The sequence below is a fragment of the Promicromonospora sp. NPDC019610 genome, from assembly GCF_044389365.1.
Taxonomy (GTDB): domain Bacteria; phylum Actinomycetota; class Actinomycetes; order Actinomycetales; family Cellulomonadaceae; genus Promicromonospora.
On the sequence record NZ_JBIRXX010000002.1, the window covers coordinates 1726649 to 1744278 of the forward strand.

General features: G+C 74.1%; 17 protein-coding genes. 5 read left to right on the forward strand and 12 right to left on the reverse strand.

What is annotated here, in order from left to right; translation table 11 throughout:
- Window positions 1-26: 26 nt before the first annotated feature.
- Window positions 27-623, forward strand: a complete 597-nt coding sequence (locus tag ACH45N_RS19385; protein ID WP_397396785.1) for a hypothetical protein — start codon at window positions 27-29, stop codon at window positions 621-623.
- A gap of 7 nt (window positions 624-630) precedes the next feature.
- Here ACH45N_RS19385 and ACH45N_RS19390 read toward each other — a convergent pair whose 3' ends face one another.
- Genes ACH45N_RS19390 through ACH45N_RS19400 form a run of 3 tightly spaced genes read right to left on the reverse strand, consistent with a single transcriptional unit; the run spans window position 631 to window position 5133 of the window.
- Entirely contained in the window at window positions 631-1611 is a 981-nt protein-coding gene (locus ACH45N_RS19390) for a hydroxymethylglutaryl-CoA lyase (protein ID WP_397396787.1), read from the reverse strand.
- Window positions 1604-3574, reverse strand: a complete 1971-nt coding sequence (locus ACH45N_RS19395; protein ID WP_397396789.1) for an acetyl/propionyl/methylcrotonyl-CoA carboxylase subunit alpha — start codon at window positions 3572-3574, stop codon at window positions 1604-1606. The genes ACH45N_RS19390 and ACH45N_RS19395 overlap by 8 nt, the downstream gene beginning before the upstream one ends.
- A complete protein-coding gene (locus ACH45N_RS19400; RefSeq protein ID WP_397396791.1) occupies window positions 3574-5133 on the reverse strand; it encodes a carboxyl transferase domain-containing protein in 1560 nt (519 codons plus the stop codon). The genes ACH45N_RS19395 and ACH45N_RS19400 overlap by 1 nt, the downstream gene beginning before the upstream one ends.
- A gap of 72 nt (window positions 5134-5205) precedes the next feature.
- Between ACH45N_RS19400 and ACH45N_RS19405 the strand changes: the two genes are divergently transcribed.
- Window positions 5206-5823: a TetR family transcriptional regulator gene (locus ACH45N_RS19405; protein WP_397396793.1), complete on the forward strand. Its 618-nt coding sequence runs from the start codon at window positions 5206-5208 to the stop codon at window positions 5821-5823.
- Here the strand turns inward: ACH45N_RS19405 and ACH45N_RS19410 are convergent.
- A complete protein-coding gene (locus ACH45N_RS19410; protein WP_397396795.1) occupies window positions 5789-6964 on the reverse strand; it encodes an acyl-CoA dehydrogenase family protein in 1176 nt (391 codons plus the stop codon). The two genes, ACH45N_RS19405 and ACH45N_RS19410, sit on opposite strands and share 35 nt — an antisense overlap.
- Window positions 6965-7024: 60 nt before the next feature.
- Between ACH45N_RS19410 and ACH45N_RS19415 the strand changes: the two genes are divergently transcribed.
- Window positions 7025-7831 carry an enoyl-CoA hydratase-related protein gene (locus ACH45N_RS19415; protein WP_397396797.1) on the forward strand — a complete coding sequence of 269 codons (807 nt, stop codon included), beginning with the start codon at window positions 7025-7027 and terminating at the stop codon, window positions 7829-7831.
- Window positions 7832-7873: 42 nt separating this feature from the next.
- Window positions 7874-8686 carry a TrmH family RNA methyltransferase gene (locus ACH45N_RS19420; RefSeq protein WP_397396799.1) on the forward strand — a complete coding sequence of 271 codons (813 nt, stop codon included), beginning with the start codon at window positions 7874-7876 and terminating at the stop codon, window positions 8684-8686.
- A gap of 1 nt (window position 8687) precedes the next feature.
- Here the strand turns inward: ACH45N_RS19420 and ACH45N_RS19425 are convergent, their stop codons facing one another.
- The 3 genes from ACH45N_RS19425 to ACH45N_RS19435 are packed head-to-tail and all read right to left on the reverse strand — an operon-like array spanning window position 8688 to window position 11852.
- Entirely contained in the window at window positions 8688-9818 is a 1131-nt protein-coding gene (locus ACH45N_RS19425) for a GNAT family N-acetyltransferase (RefSeq protein ID WP_397396801.1), read from the reverse strand.
- Window positions 9819-9861: 43 nt separating this feature from the next.
- Window positions 9862-10962, reverse strand: a complete 1101-nt coding sequence (locus ACH45N_RS19430) for a GNAT family N-acetyltransferase (RefSeq protein ID WP_397396803.1) — start codon at window positions 10960-10962, stop codon at window positions 9862-9864.
- Between the two features lie 41 nt (window positions 10963-11003).
- Window positions 11004-11852: a helix-turn-helix transcriptional regulator gene (locus ACH45N_RS19435; protein WP_397396805.1), complete on the reverse strand. Its 849-nt coding sequence runs from the start codon at window positions 11850-11852 to the stop codon at window positions 11004-11006.
- A gap of 92 nt (window positions 11853-11944) precedes the next feature.
- Between ACH45N_RS19435 and ACH45N_RS19440 the strand changes: the two genes are divergently transcribed.
- On the forward strand, window positions 11945-12628 hold the full coding sequence (locus tag ACH45N_RS19440; protein ID WP_397396807.1) for an SDR family NAD(P)-dependent oxidoreductase: 684 nt from the start codon (window positions 11945-11947) through the stop codon (window positions 12626-12628).
- 40 nt (window positions 12629-12668) lie between these two features.
- Here the strand turns inward: ACH45N_RS19440 and ACH45N_RS19445 are convergent, their stop codons facing one another.
- From ACH45N_RS19445 to ACH45N_RS19465, 5 genes are read right to left on the reverse strand one after another with little or no spacing between them, the layout of a single operon-like run.
- Entirely contained in the window at window positions 12669-13790 is a 1122-nt protein-coding gene (locus ACH45N_RS19445; RefSeq protein ID WP_397396809.1) for an adenosine deaminase, read from the reverse strand.
- A 14-nt stretch (window positions 13791-13804) separates the two neighbouring features.
- Window positions 13805-14896: a PotD/PotF family extracellular solute-binding protein gene (locus ACH45N_RS19450; protein ID WP_397396811.1), complete on the reverse strand. Its 1092-nt coding sequence runs from the start codon at window positions 14894-14896 to the stop codon at window positions 13805-13807.
- Window positions 14893-15984, reverse strand: coding sequence for an ABC transporter ATP-binding protein (locus ACH45N_RS19455; RefSeq protein ID WP_397396813.1), 1092 nt, complete (start codon window positions 15982-15984; stop codon window positions 14893-14895). Before ACH45N_RS19455 ends, ACH45N_RS19450 begins: the two co-directional genes overlap by 4 nt.
- The gene (locus ACH45N_RS19460; protein ID WP_397396815.1) at window positions 15981-16790 is read right to left on the reverse strand and encodes an ABC transporter permease; all 810 of its coding nucleotides are present in this window, start codon (window positions 16788-16790) and stop codon (window positions 15981-15983) included. The genes ACH45N_RS19455 and ACH45N_RS19460 overlap by 4 nt, the downstream gene beginning before the upstream one ends.
- Window positions 16787-17608: an ABC transporter permease gene (locus tag ACH45N_RS19465; RefSeq protein ID WP_397396817.1), complete on the reverse strand. Its 822-nt coding sequence runs from the start codon at window positions 17606-17608 to the stop codon at window positions 16787-16789. Before ACH45N_RS19465 ends, ACH45N_RS19460 begins: the two co-directional genes overlap by 4 nt.
- Between the last annotated feature and the right edge of the window lie 22 nt (window positions 17609-17630).

The window sequence follows — 17630 nt, forward strand, 5'->3', positions numbered from 1 at the left end:
TCCGGCGTCGTGACAGGGTGGGGGCCATGTCGGTACGGCACATGATCTTCGCGGTGAGCGCGGTCCTCGCCCTCGCGGTGACGGCCGGCTGCACGGTCCGCGTCGGCGGGGCTGACGACGGCGGCGGCGCGGAGCTTTTCGGAGAGGGGAACAGCATGGAGTGGGACCTGACACGACCGCTCGAAGCGGGTGCCTTGGGCCTCCCGGACGACAAGCGGGTGGAGGTCGACGTCCCGGAGGGCGCCACCGTCAGCCTGACGCTCCCCACGGGCACCTGGTCGGGGCGCACCGAGCAGATGGCGGTGAGCACCCGGCACGGCTACGTGGACTCCGTCGACCTGTTCTGGACCGAGGCCGACGGACAGGCCGCCGCCGACCGCATGGTGGCGGACGCGGATCTCCTCGGTGTCGACGGCACCCGGGTCGCCGAGTGGGCGGAGACGGCCCGCTGGGCCGAGACGGCAGACACCAACCGGACGCGCACGGACGCCAACTACAACGGCTCGAACGGCGAGGTCTCCACGTCGATCAAGCCCAGCATGGCGGTGGGCCAGGGCGAGGGCACCCCGGTCCGGCTCTGGTACAAGTTCTACGTGCGCGACGTGGTCGAGACGGCGGGCTGACAGGTCCTCAGGCCCCGCCGCCACCCAACGCCCGGTACGTGCGGCTCGTCAGCTCGTGGTCCAGGTTCGGCTCCAGCCACGCGCTGGTCTCCACCACCCGCGGCAGGGACACCCCCGTGGTGATCCCCAGCCCGTCCAGCATCCACAGCAGGTCCTCCGTGGCGAGGTTCCCGGTGGCCGACTCCGCGTACGGGCACCCGCCGAGGCCTCCGGCCGACGTGTCGAACGTGGTGACCCCGTGCCGCAGCGCGGCCGCGACGTTGCCCAGCGCCTGCCCGTAGGTGTCGTGGGCGTGCAGGGCCAGCACGTCGTCGGGCAGGCCGGCCTCGTTCAGCGCGTCCAGCAGGGCGACGACGTGCCCCGGCGTCCCGACGCCGATCGTGTCACCCAGGGAGAGCTGCTCCGCGCCCAGGTCCATCAGCCGCCGACTCGCGGTGACCACCTGCTCCAGCGGCACGTCGCCCTCCCACGGGTCGCCGAAGCACATGGAGACGTACGCCCGCACCCGCATCCCCGCGGCGCGCGCCCGCGTCATGACCGGCTCGAACATCGCGTACTGCTCGTCCAGGGACCGGTTCAGGTTCCGGCGCGCGAACGAGTCGGTCGCGCTGGCGAAGACCGCGATGTGCCGCAGCCCCAGGTCGTAGGCGCGCTCCAGGCCGCGCTCGTTCGGCACCAGCACCGGCAGGTCACGGGCCCGGTCGCCGAGCCGGTCCACCAGCGCCCCCAGCACCTCGGCGGCGTCGGCGAGCTGCGGCACCCAGCGCGGGTGCACCAAGCTCGTGGCCTCCACGTACGGCAGCCCGGCGTCGAGCAGCCGCTCGACCAGGTCCACCTTGACCGCGGTCGGGACCACCGCCTTCTCGTTCTGCAGCCCGTCGCGCGGCCCCACCTCGTAGACGGTCACGCGTTCGGGCAGGGCCGGGTCGCGCACCACCTGCGGACGGCGGTACTCCCGGGGCGCCGGCCCGGACATCGGCTCAGGCATCAGCCACCTCCACGACGAACAGCACCTGCCGGGCCGCGACCTGCTCCCCGGCGGCGGCCCGGACCCGCACCACGCCGTCGGACGGCGCCACGAGCGTCACCTCCATCTTCATCGCCTCCAGCACGCCGAGCGGCTGCCCGGCGGTCACCATGTCGCCGTCGCGCACCTCCACGCGGGCCAGGGCACCGGGCATCGCGGCCACCACGACGCCGTCGGACAGGTCGGCCTCGGCCGCGCGGGAGCCGCCCGGCCGGGCGAACCGGAAGGTGTGCCCGCGCGTGCTCACCTCCACGGACCGCGGTCGCACGTCCACCACGAAGCGGGCGGTCACGCCGTCCAGCTCCAGCACCTGCAGACCGTCGGCGCCGGCAGCACCGCCCGCCGCGCCCCCGACGGCCCGGCACGACGTCGGCGGCTCGCCGTCGCGCCGCACCTCGCCCCGGGCGACGCCCACGCGGAGCACCGCGTCGTCGAGCTCGACCCAGGTGTCGGCGGGCGGACCGCCGAGCCGCCAGCCGTCGCCGCCGTCGCGCGCCGCCGCCGCGGCGACCGACCAGGCGGCCGCCACCAGGGCCGGCCCCGGGTCCGGCGCGGGCAGCGCGTGGGTGTCCAGCCAGGCGGTGTGCACCTCGCCGTCGCGGAACGCGCCGGAGTCCGCGAGCGCCCGCACGAACCCGGTGTTGGTGACGAGGCCGCCGATCGCGGTGTCGTCGAGGGCGTCGACGAGGGCGTGCCGCGCGGCCTCCCGGTCGGGGCCGCGCGCGATGATCTTGCCGACCATGGGGTCGTAGGCGGCGGGGACGACGGTGCCGTCCTCGAGCCCGGCCTCGACGCGCACGGTGGTGGGGCCGGTCGTCGCGGGCCAGCGGACGTGGGTGGCGGTGCCGGCCTGCGGCAGGAACCCGCCGAAGGCGTCCTCGGCGTAGATCCGGGCCTCGATCGCGTGGCCCGTGACGGTGACGTCGTCCTGCGTGAAGCCCAGCTGAGCGCCGGCGGCGACGCGGAGCTGCTGCTCGACGAGGTCGATGCGCTCGCCGCGGACGCGCACGACCTCCTCGGTGACGGGGTGCTCGACCTGGAGGCGGGTGTTCATCTCGAGGAACCAGGCGCCCTCGATGCCCAGCCGGGGGTCGACGAGGAACTCGGCGGTGCCGGCGCCGGTGTAGCCGACCTGGCGGGCCAGGTTCACGGACCAGAGGTGCAGCGCGTCGCGCAGGGCCGGGTCGAGGTCGGGCGCGGGGGCTTCCTCGAGGACCTTCTGGTGGCGGCGCTGGGCGGAGCAGTCACGTTCGTGCAGGTGCAGGACGGTGCCGTGCTCGTCGGCGAGGACCTGGACCTCGACGTGCCGGCCGTGCTCGACGTACCGCTCGAGCAGCAGGGTGTCGTCGCCGAACGCGGCGGCGGCCTCGCGCCCGGCCGCCGCGATCGCCGGGGCGAGCTCGTCCTCGGCGCGCACGATGCGCATGCCCTTGCCGCCGCCGCCCGCGGCGGCCTTGACCAGGAGGGGATAGGTCGCGTTCCCCGGCATGGCGAACCACCCGCCCCCGGTGACCTTGCCGAGCGACTGGAGCACCGGCACGCCCGCCTTCCGGGCGATCTCCCGCGCGGTGTCCTTGCGCGCCATGGCGTCCATCGCGGTGGGCGGCGGCCCCACCCAGGTCAGGCCGGCGCCGACGACGGCGCGGGCGAAGTCGGCCTGCTCGGACAGGAACCCGTAGCCGGGGTGGACGGCGTCGGCGCCGGTCTCCTTCGCGGCGGCGAGCACCGCGGGGATCGACAGGTAGGACTCGGCGGCGGGCGTGGGGCCGATGCGGACGGCGACGTCGGCGGCGCGGGTGTGCGGGGCGCCGGTGTCGGCGTCGGAGTGGACGGCGACGGTGCGCAGCCCGAGCCGGCGGGCGGTGCGGATGATCCGCAGGGCGATCTCGCCGCGGTTGGCGATGAGCAGGGTGTGCATCGTCATCACATCCGGAAGATGCCGTAGGAGGGTTCGGGGATGGGCGCGGCGGCCGTGGCGGCCAGGCCGAGGGCCAGGACACGGCGGGTGTCGGCGGGGTCGATCACGCCGTCGTCCCAGAGGCGGGCCGTGGCGTAGTAGGGGTTGCCCTGGGTCTCGTACTGGGCGCGGATCGGGGCCTTGAACGCCTCGACGTCGGCGGCGGGGGCGTCGGCGAGGTCCTTGCGGACGGTGGCCAGGACGGACGCCGCCTGCTCGCCGCCCATGACGGAGATGCGGGCGCCGGGCCACATCCACAGGAACCGGGGGTCGTAGGCGCGGCCGCTCATGCCGTAGTTGCCGGCGCCGAAGGAGCCGCCGAGCACCACGGTGAACCGGGGCACGGAGGTGCAGGCCACGGCGGTGACCAGCTTGGCGCCGTCCTTGGCGATGCCCCGGTGCTCGTACTCCTTGCCGACCATGAACCCGGCGATGTTCTGCAGGAACACCAGCGGGATGCGCCGCTGGTCGCAGAGCTGCACGAAGTGCGCGCCCTTGAGCGCCGACTCGGAGAACAGGATGCCGTTGTTGGCGACGATCCCGACCTGGTAGCCGTCGATCCGCGCGAACCCGCACACGAGGGTCTCGCCGTAGCGGGCCTTGAACTCGGCGAGCTGGGAGCCGTCGACGATCCGCCGGATCACGTCGCGCACGTCGTACGGGGTGCGCGGGTCGGCGGGCACGTCGTACAGCCCGTCGGGGTCCAGCTCGGGCTCCTCGGGCGGCACGCGGTCCAGCACGGGGGCCGCGGCCGGGGTGGTGGCGATGATCTCGCGCACGATGCGCAGGGCGTGGGCGTCGTCGTCGGCCAGGTGGTCCGCGACGCCGGAGGTGGTGGTGTGCACGACGCCGCCACCCAGCTCCTCGGCGGTGACGACCTCGCCCGTGGCGGCCTGCACCAGGGGCGGCCCGCCCAGGAAGATGGTGCCCTGGTCGCGCACGATGACGGCCTCGTCGCTCATCGCCGGCACGTACGCGCCGCCCGCGGTGCAGGAGCCCATGACCGCGGCGACCTGCGGGATGCCCCGGGCCGAGAGGTTGGCCTGGTTGTAGAAGATGCGCCCGAAGTGCTCGCGGTCGGGGAACACCTCGTCCTGCATCGGCAGGTACGCGCCGCCGGAGTCCACGAGGTAGACGCACGGCAGGTGGTTCTCGGCCGCGACCTGCTGGGCGCGCAGGTGCTTCTTGACGGTGACCGGGTAGTACGTGCCGCCCTTGACGGTCGCGTCGTTGGCGACGACCACGCACTGCCGCCCCGCGATCCGGCCGATCCCGGTGACGATGCCCGCGCTCGGCACCGCCCACTGCCCGCCGTACATGTCGTACGCCGCCAGGGCCCCGATCTCGAGGAACGGGCTGCCCGGGTCGAGCAGCCGGTCCACCCGGTCGCGGGCGAGCAGCTTGCCGCGCCCGGTGTGGCGGGCGCGCGCCTCGGGCGAGCCGCCCTGGCGCACGCGCGCCAGCCGCTCGCGCAGCTGCGCGGTCAGGGTGCGCAGATCCGGTCCAACGCCGACGTCGGTGGTCATGTGCGGCAGCCTATCCTTCCGGTTAATGATCGTTAACCCCTCGTTCGGGCAGGTCGCTCCTAGACTGCTCCGGTGACCCCGCGCAGGCAGCAGATCCTGAGCACGGCGGCCGACCTGTTCGCCGCCCGTGGCTTCCACGGCGTCTCCATGGGAGACATCGGCGCGGCCGTCGGTGTCTCCGGCCCCGCCCTCTACAAACATTTCGCCGGCAAGGAGGACATCCTCGGGCAGTGCCTCCTGCACGCCTCCGACCAGCTCCTGGCCGGGGCGCGCGAGCTGCTGTCCGACGACGGCGTGCCCGCCGGACCGCACGCGCCGAGCGGCCCCGACGGCGCCCTCGCCGCGCTGATCGCCCGGCACGCCGACTTCGCGCTCGACAACCCCGCCCTCATCGTGATCCAGGAACGCGAGTGGGGCGCGCTGGGCGCCGACGCCCGCGCCCAGGTGCGGGAGCACCAGCTCGCGTACATCGACGTCTGGACCGACGCGCTGCGCCCCCTGCGCCCCGACCTCGGCGGTACCGAGGCCCGGGCCGCCGTGCAGGCCGCGTTCGGCCTGCTCAACTCGACGCCGCACAGCGCACGCATCGGCCGCGCGGCCATGCGGGCCCTCCTGACCCGCATGGCGCGCGCCGCCCTGCTCGCACCGGCGGAGGTCACTCCACCGGCAGGCCCAGCCCCCGCGCGATGAGCATGCGCTGCAGCTCGGACGTGCCCTCGCCGATCTCCAGCACCTTCGCGTCCCGGTAGAAGCGGGCGATCGGCCCGTCCTCCATGACGCCGTAGCCGCCGAAGACCTGCGCCGCGATGCGCGTGGCCGTCACGGCGGACTCCGTGGCGTAGAGCTTGGCGACCGAGGACGCCCGCCGGAACTCGTCGAGCGGCGCCCCCGAGTCCTTCAGCGCCGCCGCCCGGAAGGTGAGCGCGCGGCTGGCCTGGAGCATGACCTCGATGTCGGCGATCTGGAACGCGACGCCCTGCTTGCGGCCGATCGGGCCGCCGAACGTGGGGCGCACGCCGGCGTGCTCCACCGCGAGCTCGAGCATGGCCTGGATGCAGCCGGTCGCGAGCGCCGCGACGGCGACCCGCCCGGTGTTGAGGCAGATCATGAGCTGCTTGAACCCGTTGCCACGCTCCCCCAGGAGGTTGGCCTCGGGCACGCGCACGTCCTCGAACCGCAGCGCGTGGGTGTCGCAGGAGCGCCAGCTCATCTTGTCGTGCAGGGGCTCGACGACGTACCCCGGGGTGTCGGTGGGCACGATGACGGCGCTGAGCTCCGGACTGCCGTCCGGCCGGGTGCCGGTGCGTGCCGCGACGGTGCAGACGCTGGTGATGGGGGTGCCGGAGTTGGTGATGAACTGCTTGGCGCCGTTGATGACCCACTGGCCGTCCCGCAGCTCCGCGGTGGTGGTCATGGCGTTGGCGTCGCTGCCCGCGCCGGGTTCGGTCAGGCCGAACGCGCCCAGCCGCCGTCCGGCGACCAGGTCGGGCAGCCAGGTCTTCTTCTGCTCCTCGGTGCCGTAGGCCAGCAGCGTGCCGACGCCGAGGCCGACGCCGGCCCCGAGCGTGATGCCGACGGACTGGTCCACGCGGCCGATCTCCTCGACGGCGATGCAGAGGCCGGTGAGCCCGAGGTCGGACCCCCCGTACTCCTCCGGGGCGGTCAGGCCGAACAGGCCCAGCTCACCCATCTGGTGCACCACCTCGACGGGCAGGCGGCTCTCCCTGTCCCATCGGGCGATGTGGGGCGCGATCTCACGGTCGGCATAGTCACGTACCGCGTCCCGGAGCTTGGTGTGCTCCGGGTTCTCTGGTGTATGCATGTTGCGCATGTCACAGAGGTTAACCACCATTAACCTCACAGCGCCAGGCCCCACCCGGAGGACTTCTCGATGACCACCCTCAGCCAGGTCGCGTACGACGTCGTAGCGCTCGACCGACCTGACGCCGGACCCGACGCAGCACCCGACGCCGCACCCGACGCGCCGCCCGTGCCGTACGCCCGGATCACGCTCGACGCGCCCCGGCGGCGCAACGCCCTGTCCCACGCCCTGCTCGACGAGCTGCGCGCCGCCCTGGACCGCGCCGCGCACGACGACGTGCACGCCGTGGTGCTCGCGGCCAGCGGCCCCGCGTTCTGCTCCGGCGCGGACCTCACCGAGGCCCTGGCCGAGGGCATGACCGTCTCCGCGCGCCGGCTCGCCGACGTGCTGCGCGACCTGCTCGCGCTGCCCAAGCCGGTGGTGGCGCGCGTGCACGGGCCGGTGCGGGCGGGCGGGATCGGGCTGGTCGCCGCGTGCGACGTCGCGGTCAGCGCCGACCACATCACCTACGCCTTCACCGAGGCCCGCCTGGCGCTCGCGCCCGCCGTCATCTCGCTCGCCGTCCTGCCGCGGATGACGTCGCGCGCGGCGTCGCGCACCTTTCTCACCGGGGCGCCGTTCACCGCGGCCGAGGCCGCCGCCTGGGGTCTGGTGACCACCGCGGTGCCGGCCGCGGACCTCGACACGGAGGTCGACGCCGTCCTCGCGGGCCTCGCGGCGGCCGACCCGCAGGGCCTGGCCGCGACCAAGGAGCTGCTCAACGCGGACACGCTGGACCGCTTCGACGCGCAGGTGGACGACGTCGTCGCCTCGTCGGCGGACCTGTTCGCCTCGCCGCGCGCCCGGTCCGCGATGGAGAAGCTGCTGGCGCGGTGACCGGATGGGGCCCGTGAAGCCGAGGGCTGATTGGATGGGGCCGTGGCTACCCGGATCTCCCAGCGCAACGCACGCTTCCAGCAGCTGACGACCCTCGTGACGAACCGCAACAAGCGGCACCGCGCGGGCGAGTTCCTGGTGCAGGGCGTGCGGCCGATCACGATGGCCGTCGAGCACGGCTGGGAGGTCCGCACCCTGCTGTACGACGCCGAGCGCCGGCTCTCGCAGTGGGCCCGGGACCTGCTCGCGGCGCACCCGCACACCGAGCACGTGAAGATGGCGCCCGACCTGCTGGCGGAGCTCGCGGAGAAGGAGGACCCCGAGCTGCTCGCGGTCATCGCGATGCGGCCCGACGACCTGAGCCGTATCGAGGCCGGTCCCGACTTCCTCGGGGTGGTGTTCGACCGGCCCGCGCAGCCGGGCAACATCGGCGCCGTCGTGCGGTCGGCCGACGCGTTCGGCGCCCACGGCGTGATCACCACGGGGCACGCCGCCGACGCCTACGACCCCAAGTCCGTGCGTGCGAGCACGGGGTCGTTCTTCGCGATGCCGGTGGTGCGCTCCCCCTCCACGGCGGAGGTCATGGACTGGGTGACGGCGCGCCGGGCCGCCGGGCTGCCCGTGGTCGTCGTGGCCACGGACGAGCACGGCGACGCCGACGTCTCCGCCTACGACCTGACCCAGCCCGTCCTGCTGCTGGTCGGCAACGAGACCACGGGCCTGCCCCAGTCGTGGCGGGACGCCGCGGACGTGACCCTGAGCATCCCGATGACGGGCTCCGCGAGCTCGCTCAACGCCGCCAACGCGGCCACGGTGGTGCTCTACGAGGCCCGCCGCCAGCGCCTGGCCCGGTAGCTCAGAGCTCGATCGACAGCATCCGCGAGCCCGTCGTCTTGACGTAGCCCAGGCTCGCGTACAGGCCGTGGGCGCCGCTCGGGTTGGCCGTGTCGACGTCGAGCGCGGCGTACTCCATACCGTCGGCGGCGAACGCCCGCATGCTCGCCGCGAGCGCCGCGAGCGCGGCCTTGCGGCCCCGGTAGGCGCGGCGTGCGCCGAGGATGTCGATGTACCCGAAGGAGTACCCGCGCACGGCGAAGTCCTCGGGGTAGTGGCCGGCGAGAGAGTAGCCGACGACGAGCGGCTCGCCCGCCCGGAGGGCGGCGGCGGTCTCGGGCTCGGTGTCGGGCGAGGCGAGGAGCGCGTCGACGTCGGGGGCGTCGTCGACCACGACGAACGACCACTGCGGTGCGAAGCCGGCGCGTTCGGCCCACTGCTCGCGGGTCTGCGGCTGGCTGCCCCAGTGGTCGCGGAAGGCGTCGTTGTGGGCCAGACGGGTGGCGTCGTCGAGCGCGTCGGACCACGGGGCGAGGCGCAGCGACCCGGTCAGGGCCACCTCGGGCAGGGGCGCGGCGTCGGGGCCGGTCAGGGGGCGCGCGAGGTCGGAGTAGTAGCGGCGCACCGACATGCCGGCCCGCTCGTACAGGCGCTGCTTGCTCGCGGGCCCGTTGTCCTCGGCGAACACGGCGATGCGGGCGGGCACGTCCTTGCCCGACGCCGCGAGGAGCTGCCGGGCGCGGCCGATCGCCCAGGCCAGGACCTCGCGGCCGATGCCCTCGCCGCGGCGGTCGGGGTGCACGCCGCCCCAGGTGAAGGCGCGCACCTCGGTGACGTCGCCGGGCGGGCTGGCGACGTAGCCCCAGGCCACGAGGGCGCCGTCGGCGTCGAAGCCGAGCAGGGAGTCGCGGGTCATGTCGCGCCAGGTGCCGTCGAAGATCTCCTCGATCTCCTCGGCGGTCTCGACGTACGGCTCGGCGTCGGCGCGGGCGATGAGGTTGCGCAGGGCGAGCCACACGGGCACGTCCTCGCGGGTGGCGGGGCGCCAGGTGAGGTTGCCCGCGGTGGGCAGGGTCACGGTCTCCGGGGCGGCGGCGCGCTCGGCGATGGGGGCGAGGCCGGTCGCGGCCGGGTCGTCGGTCTCGGTGCTCATGGTGCTTCCTTCGGGGGTCAGGTCGGGGTGGTGCGACGCGAGTTCACAGCTCGATGGCGTACAGCGTGGAGCCGTCGCTCTTGGCGTAGCCCAGCCGGGCGTAGAGGGCGGGGGCACCGGTCGGGTTGTCGGTGTCGACGTCGAGCTCGGCGTGCTGCATGCCGTCGTCGGCGTAGACGCGCAGGGCGTGGGTCAGGAGCGCGGCGGCGATGCGGCGTCCGCGGTAGGCGCGGCGCACGCCCAGCAGCTCGGTGTAGCCGGCGGTGTAGCCCTGTGTCGCCCAGTCGTGCTCGTGCCGCGCGGCCCGGTGCAGCCCCACGACGTACGGGGTGCCGGGCGCGACGGTCGTGTCGCCGGGCTGCTCGTGCTCGGAGCCGGGGTAGCGCACCGACTCGTCGACCACGAGGAACGACCAGTGGGGCGCGAACGCGCTGCGGTGCGCCCGCCAGGACTCGGGGGTGCGCGGTTGGCTGCCCCAGTGGTCGCGGAACGCGTCGTTGCGGGCCAGCCGCGCGGCGTCCTCCAGGGCGTCGGTCCACGGCACCAGCCGCAGCGGGGGTTCGAGGCCGATCGCGGGGACGGGCACGGACAGGTCGCGCAGCAGGTTGGCGTAGTAGCGCACGGGCTCGAAGCCGCCCGCGCGCAGCAGGTCGCGCCGCTCGGCCGGGTCGCCGTCCACGAGGTCGACGGCGATCCGCGCGGGCAGTCCGGCGAGCCGGGGGTCGCCGTCGTGGGCCGCGAGCGTCTGCCGGGCGCGGGCCGTGGCCCAGGCGAGCAGCTCGGTGCCGATCCCCTCGCCGCGGCGGCTCGGGTGCACGCCACCGAGGAGCCAGGCCCGCAGGATGGTGGCGCCCTCGGTGGGGAACCGCTCGGCGTGGGCGTAGGCGACGGGCGTGCCGTCGGCGTCGAGACCCAGCAGCGTGTCCGCGGGGTCGTACGCGGGGGCGTCGAAGGTCTCGGCGATCTCGTCGGCGGGCGTGAACCAGTCGCGGCCGTCGGCCTCCTGGACGGCGCGCACGAGCGTCGCGAGCGCGGGCACGTCCGCCCGTGTCCAGGGACGCCAGGTGAGGCCGCCCGCCGTGGGGTGCGTCAGGACGGCCGGCGCGGCGGCGCGGTCGGCGATGGTGGCGCGCACGGGTGACATGCCGCCACGCTAGGCGACCGGGATGCCGTCGGCCACGGGATTTATGCCGGGGCGCCGGCCAGGGCCAGGCGGGCGAGCTTGTCGGCGTCGGCGGACCCGGTGTCCGGGTGGTAGACGACGAGCATCAGGTGCTCGGCGCCGCCGATACTGAGCCGTTCCCTGTTGACGGTCAGCTCCCCGACCTGCGGGTGGTCGATGCGCAGCGGGGTGCCGCGCTGCCCGCGGACCTCGTGCCGCGCCCAGAGCTCGCGGAACCGCGCGCTGGCGGAGAGCTGCCCGACGAGCTCGACGAACCGTGGGTCGTCGGTGTCGGTGCCCGCCGACTGCCGCAGGCTGGCCACGAAGCATTCCGTGACGCTCTCCCACTCCGGGTAGAGCGCCTGGGCTGCCGGGTCGAGGAACAGGTCGCGGAGCTGGTTGCCGCCCACGTCCAGGCGCGGGTCGACCGCGCGGGCCAGCGCGTTCGAGGCCACGACGTCGAAGTACCGCCCCTCCACGAACGCCGGCTGCACCAGCGAGTCCAGGAGCTTGCGCGCGCCGTCGGGCACGACCTCCTCGCCGGGGTGGTGCCCGCGCTGCCGGACGCGCTGGCCGGGGGCGTCGGCCACCAGCGTGCGCAGGTGCGCGACGTGGGTGTCGTCGAGGCGGAGCACGCGCGCCAGGGACTCCAGCACCTGCCCGGACGGGTTGCGGTCGCGCCCGCGCTCCAGCCGCAGGTAGTAGTCGGCGCTGATCCCGGCGAGCAGCGCGACCTCCTCGCGGCGCAGGCCGGGCACGCGCCGGGTGCCCGTCTCCGGGAGGCCCGCCTGCCGGGGCGTGACCAGCTCGCGCCGCGCCCGCAGGTACGCGCCCAGCGGGTTCGTCGACTCACGGAGAGGGGGTCCCGCCACACCCTGGTCTCCGAAGGGTCCTGGCTGGTCGGTGTCGCCGCTCATAGCGTTCCCAACGACCCGTTCGGGCCGCATATTTCGGGAGGACACGCATGACCGTCACGCTGATCACCGGGGCCAACAAGGGCATCGGCTACGAGACCGCCAAGCAGCTGCTGGAGCGGGGACACGACGTCTGGATCGGCGCCCGCGACGCCGGGCGTGGGGAGAAGGCCGCCGCCGAGCTGGGCGCGCGGTTCGTCCAGCTCGACGTGACCGATGACGCGTCGGTCGCCGCCGCGCTCGCGAGCATCGACGCGGCCGAGGGCCGGCTCGACGTCCTGGTGCACAACGCGGGCGTGCTGGACACGACGCTGGACGGCCCCACCGCGCTGCGGTCGTTCGACACCAACGCGGTGGGGATCGTGCGGGTCACCGAGGCGGCGCTCCCCCTGCTGCGCCGCTCCGAGAGCCCGCACGTGGTGACCGTCTCCAGCAGCGCCGGCTCGTTCTGGGCCGTGACCCACCCCGAGCGGCCGGAGTACACCCTGCCGATCGCGCTGTACGCGGCGTCCAAGGCGGCGGCCACCATGCTGACCGTGCAGTACGCCAAGGCGCACCCCGGCATCCGGTTCAACGCCCTGGAGCCGGGCACCACCGCCACCGACATGACGGCGTCGTTCGGTATCGGCCGGTCGCCCGAGGAGTCGGCCGCCGTGGTCGTGGCGCTGGCGACCCTCGGCCCGGACGGGCCGACCGGGACCCTCCAGGACGAGAACGGGCCGCTGCCGTTCTGACCCCGGGGTCCAGCCGGCCGGCCCGGTCGGGGCGACGCGCTCAGGCCAGGTCCGCGAGCTCCTTCTCGAACCGGGTGCGCAGCGCCGCCTTCTCGGCGGGCGGCAGCCACGCGGCCTCGACGCCGGCGAGCGCCATCTGGCGCAGCCGGTCGTCGGGCACCGCGAGGTCGTCGGCCAGGATGCGGTACTCGCCCGCGAGCGTGGTGGGGAACATTCCCGGGTCGTCGGACGCCGGGATCACGTTGAGCCCCGCGTCCAGCATCGCGGCGATGGAGGCCCGGCGCCACGGCCGCCACGAGCGGCGCGACGTCGTCGAGATGACCGTGAACGGCACCTGCTCGTCGCGCACCCGCGCCACGACGTCGTCGTCCTGGAGGACGAAGTAGCCGTGGTCGATGCGGTCGCAGCCGAGCACGTCCAGGCAGGTGATCGTGTTGACCGCGACCGGGGCGTGCTCGGACGAGTGCGCCGTGCGGCCCAGGCCCGCCTCGCCGGCGAGCCGGTACGCGGCCGCGAACCGCTCGGGCGGCCCCGCCGTCTCCAGGTTGTCCAGGCCGATGCCCGCCACGTACTCGTGCGGGTGGTCGACGACGGTGCGCACGCGCTCCAGCGCGTCCTCACCCGTGCCGGACCGGTCGATCGCGGCGATCAGCCGGCCCGACATGCCGAAGTCGCGCTCCGCCAGCCGGATCCCCTCGGCGTACGCCTCGACGCAGCCGAGGTATCCCAGGGAGGCGAGGTGCTCGGGCACGGCGTCGAACGACACCTCGAGGTGGCGCGTCGCGCTCGTGCGGTGCGCCGCCTCGAAGGCCTCGTACGTGATGCGGGTCAGGTCGTCGGCGTCGCGCAGCACCTGGGTGACCCAGCGGGAGGCCTGGAACAGCGAGTACGAGACCTCGGGCTCGTCCGCGCCGCGCCCCTGCGGCACCGGGACGCGGGTGTCGCGGTACAGGTCGGGGTCCGGCGGCAGCGAGTTGATGTCCGCGTAGATGCGTTCGGGCTCGGCCGGCAGGTCGAGGCCCTCGCGCCGGGCCAGCTCCGCGAAGGTGCCGGCCCGGACGGTGCCGATGAGGTGGCAGTGCAGGTCGACCTTGGGCATGCGGTCGAGCGCGGTGCCGGTCGCCGCGGAGCCCGTGTCGGTGTTCGTGTCAGTGCTCGTCATGGTTCGCGGCCCGGTCAGCCGGCCGTCACCTCACGGGCGAACCGGTCCACCCACTCGCCGCGCGTGGGCACGAGCTCCGCCGGGTCGAGCGTCGCGTAGCCGGCCGCGACCGGGTCGGCCGCGATGTCGCCCACGACCGCCGCGATGGAGTCCGGCACGGTCGCCCCGGGGTTCACGGGCAGGTCGCCCACGAGCTCGGCGGACGTCGTCTGCGCCTCGGCCGAGAGCAGGTAGTCGATGAACTGGTGGGCGCCGTCCGCGTTCGGGGCGCCGGCCGGGATCATGGCGCGGTTGGTGGCCATGTACCGGCCCGTGGCGGGCGGCGTCCACGCGTAGGGCTCGCCCGAGGCGACGAGGTCGGTCGCGAAGCCGCTCAGGGAGTCGGCGGCGACGATCTCGCCCTGCGTCAGCAGGTTCGTCACCTCGGTGGACGACGAGTAGAACTGCAGGATCCCCGGGGCCCAGCCGCCGAGGGTGTCCAGCGCGGTGTCGATGTCGTACGGCCCGTCGCCGTAGGTCTCCCCCACGCCCGAGACCATGAGCTGCCCGGCCGTCACCGAGATGTCCGGCAGCGCGAGGCGGCCCGCGAGCGCCTCGTCGCCGTAGAGGTCCCACTCGGCGGCCTCCTCGGCCGACAGGTCCTCGGTCGAGTAGATCGTCCCGTTGAGCTGGTAGCTGTAGGCGGGGCCGGCGTAGCCGTCCTCGAGCGCGAAGTCGGCCACCTCGTCCAGGGACGGCACCTGCGCTGCGTCGACCTCCTGGAACAGGTCGCTCTCCTGGCCGAGCGCGGCGTAGTAGTCGGAGATCAGCATGACGTCGATGCCGGAGTCGTCGCCCGCCACCTGGAGCTGCGAGAGGCGGTCGGCGTTCGACCCGGTCTCCACCTCGACCTTGATCCCGGTCTTCGCGGTGAACGGGTCGATCACCGCCTCCTGGAACTCCTCCACGCCGAACGGGAACGTGGAGACGACGATCGTGTCCTCGGCCGCGGCGTCGTCCCCGGCGGAGCAGCCGGAGACCAGCAGGGCGGTGGCCGCGAGGCCGGAGGCGAGCGCCGTGCCGCGGCGGGCGGCGGCGGCGTGGCGGGCGGGGCGGTGGTGCGTCATGAGATTCCTTCGGTTGCGGGTTCGGCGTTCAGCAGGGCGAGGCGCGCGCGGGGCGCGAGCAGGCGGACGCGGTCGCCGGCCGACGGCGCCGGCCCGGTCGCGGTTCCGGTGTGGTCGGCCCGATGGTCGGCTCTGTGGTCGGCGAGCAGGCGCACGGGCGCGCCGGCCGGGTCGGCGGCGTCGAGGGTCACGAGCAGGTCGACGCCGCGGTAGGCGACGTCCGCGACGACGGCGTCGAGAACGACGTCGCCGTCGGCGGCGCCGCCGGCCACCACGCCGTCCGCCCCGTCGAGGGACGCGCTGGCCGGGACGATCCGCAGGTGCTCGGGGCGGACGGCGGCCTCGCGGCCGTCGGCCAGCGTCAGGAAGTTCTCGTAGCCGAGGAACTCCGCGACGAACCGGTCGGCCGGCGCCGGGAAGACGTCGCGGGGTGCGCCGGTCTGCACGACCTTGCCGGCGCGCATGAGCACCATCTCGTCGGACATCTCCAGCGCCTCGTCCTGGTCGTGCGTCACGAGCACGACGGTCAGCCCGGTCTCCGACTGGATGCGGCGGATCTCGGCGCGCATCTGCACGCGCAGCCGCGCGTCCAGGTTGGACAGCGGCTCGTCCAGGAGCAGCAGGCGGGGCCGGATGGCGATGGCGCGGGCCAGCGCGACCCGCTGCTGCTGGCCGCCCGAGAGCTGTTTGGGCTTGCGGTCCCCCAGGTGCCCCAGGCCCACGAGCTCCAGGGCCTCCCCCGCCCGGCGCCGCCGCTCGGCCGCGGGCACCTTGCGCATCGTCAGGCCGTAGGCCACGTTGTCGGCGACCGTCAGGTGCGGGAACAGCGCGTAGGACTGGAAGACCATGCCGAGGTCGCGCTTCTCCGGCGGGGTGCGGGTCGCGTCCTGGCCGTCGATCAGGATGCGGCCCGACGTCGGCGAGGCGTACCCGGCGAGCATGCGCAGCGTCGTCGTCTTGCCGCAGCCGCTGGGGCCCAGCAACGTGGTCAGGCGGCCGCGCGGGACGCGCAGGTCGATCGAGTCGACGGCGGTGAAGCTGCCGAACCGCTGGGAGACGCCGACGAGCTCGGCGGCGGGGGTGGTCATCGGTTGATTCCTCCGAAGATCTTGGCGAAGCCGACCGTGCGCTCGGCGACGACGGCCACCACGACGGTCGCAGCCAGCACGAGCGTGGACGCGGCGGCGACCATCGGGTCGTAGCTCTGCTGGACGTAGTCCAGCATCGTGACGGGCAGCGTCCGGAAGTCGCGGGTCTGCAGCAGCAGCGACAGCGGCACGTTGTTGAACGAGGTGACGAAGCCCAGCAGGCCCGCCGAGATGAGGCCCGGGCGCAGCATCGGCAGCGTCACGGTGACGAACGCCCGCAGCGGCGAGGCGCCGAGGCCGCGCGCAGCCTCCTCCAGGGCCGGGTCCGCCAGTGCCAGGGACGCCCCGGTGACGCGGACCGCGTACGGCAGCAGCAGTGCGGTGTGGCCCAGCAGCAGGGTGGTGAAGTTGTCCAGGTGCAGGCCGATCATGAGCTGCTGGTACAGCGCGAGGCCCACGACCAGCTCCGGCACCACGAGCGGCGACAGGAACAGGCCCTCCAGCAGCCCCTTGCCGGGGATGCGGCCGCGGTGGATCGCGAGGGTGACCGGCACGCCGAGCACCAAGGCCAGCGCGGTGGACAGCACCGCGAGCTCCAGGCTGGAGACCACGGCCTCCGTGAACGGCGAGTACGCCACGGCCTCGCCGAACCACTTCAGCGACAGCCCGTCGGGCGGGAAGCGCAGCGTGCTGCCGGCGGTGAACGCCGTGGCCACGACGAACAGGATGGGCACGATCATGATCACGTAACCCGCCACGGCGAGCGTGCCGGCCACGGGGTGGCGCAGCCCGGTGGTCCGGCTCATGAGGTGGCTCCCTTCCGGCCGACCAGCGCAGAGATCCCGGAGACCAGGAAGACCAGCACCGTCATGACGATCGCGGTGGCGGACGCCGCCGCCCAGTCGACCGTGACGCTCGCGTAGGAGAAGAGCTGGGTCGAGAGCATGCGCTGGCTCGAGCCGCCGAGCAGGTACGGGGTGGTGTATGCGGTGACGGAGCCCGCGAAGACGAGCGTGGCCGCGACCACGACCCCGGGCAGCGAGAGCGGCACCAGGATGGTCCAGAAGGAGCGGGTGCGGCTGGCGCCCAGGCCCCGGGCCGCCTCGTCGAGGCCGGGATCGACCTGCGCGACGGCGGAGTAGCAGGTGATGACGGCGAGCGGCAGGAAGAGCTGGACCAGGCCCAGCACGATCGCCAGCTCCGTGTACAGGAGCTGGGGCGCCTCCTCGACGAGGCCCAGGCCGGTCAGCAGCTGCCCGATGACGCCGTTGGAGCCGAGCACCACCAGCCAGCCGAACGTGCGCACCACGTTGCTCAGGAGCAGCGGGAAGATCGCCAGCGCGAGGAGCACGCCCGCCCAGCGGGACTGCGACCGGGCCAGCAGCGAGGCGATCGGGAACCCGAGCACCACGCACAGGGCGGTGACGATCAGGCCGATGCGCACGGTGCGCCAGATGATCCCGAGGTCGTAGGGGTCGGTGAGCATGGCGCCCATGCGCTCGATCACCTGGGCGAACGTCACGCCGGGCGGGGCGAACAGCATCGCGACCGCCGGCAGCAGGAAGCCGACGAGCAGGAACGCCAGCCCCGGCAGGAGCAGCAGAAGTGTGGAACGTGCTCGCACGAGCCGTCTTTCGTTGATGGAA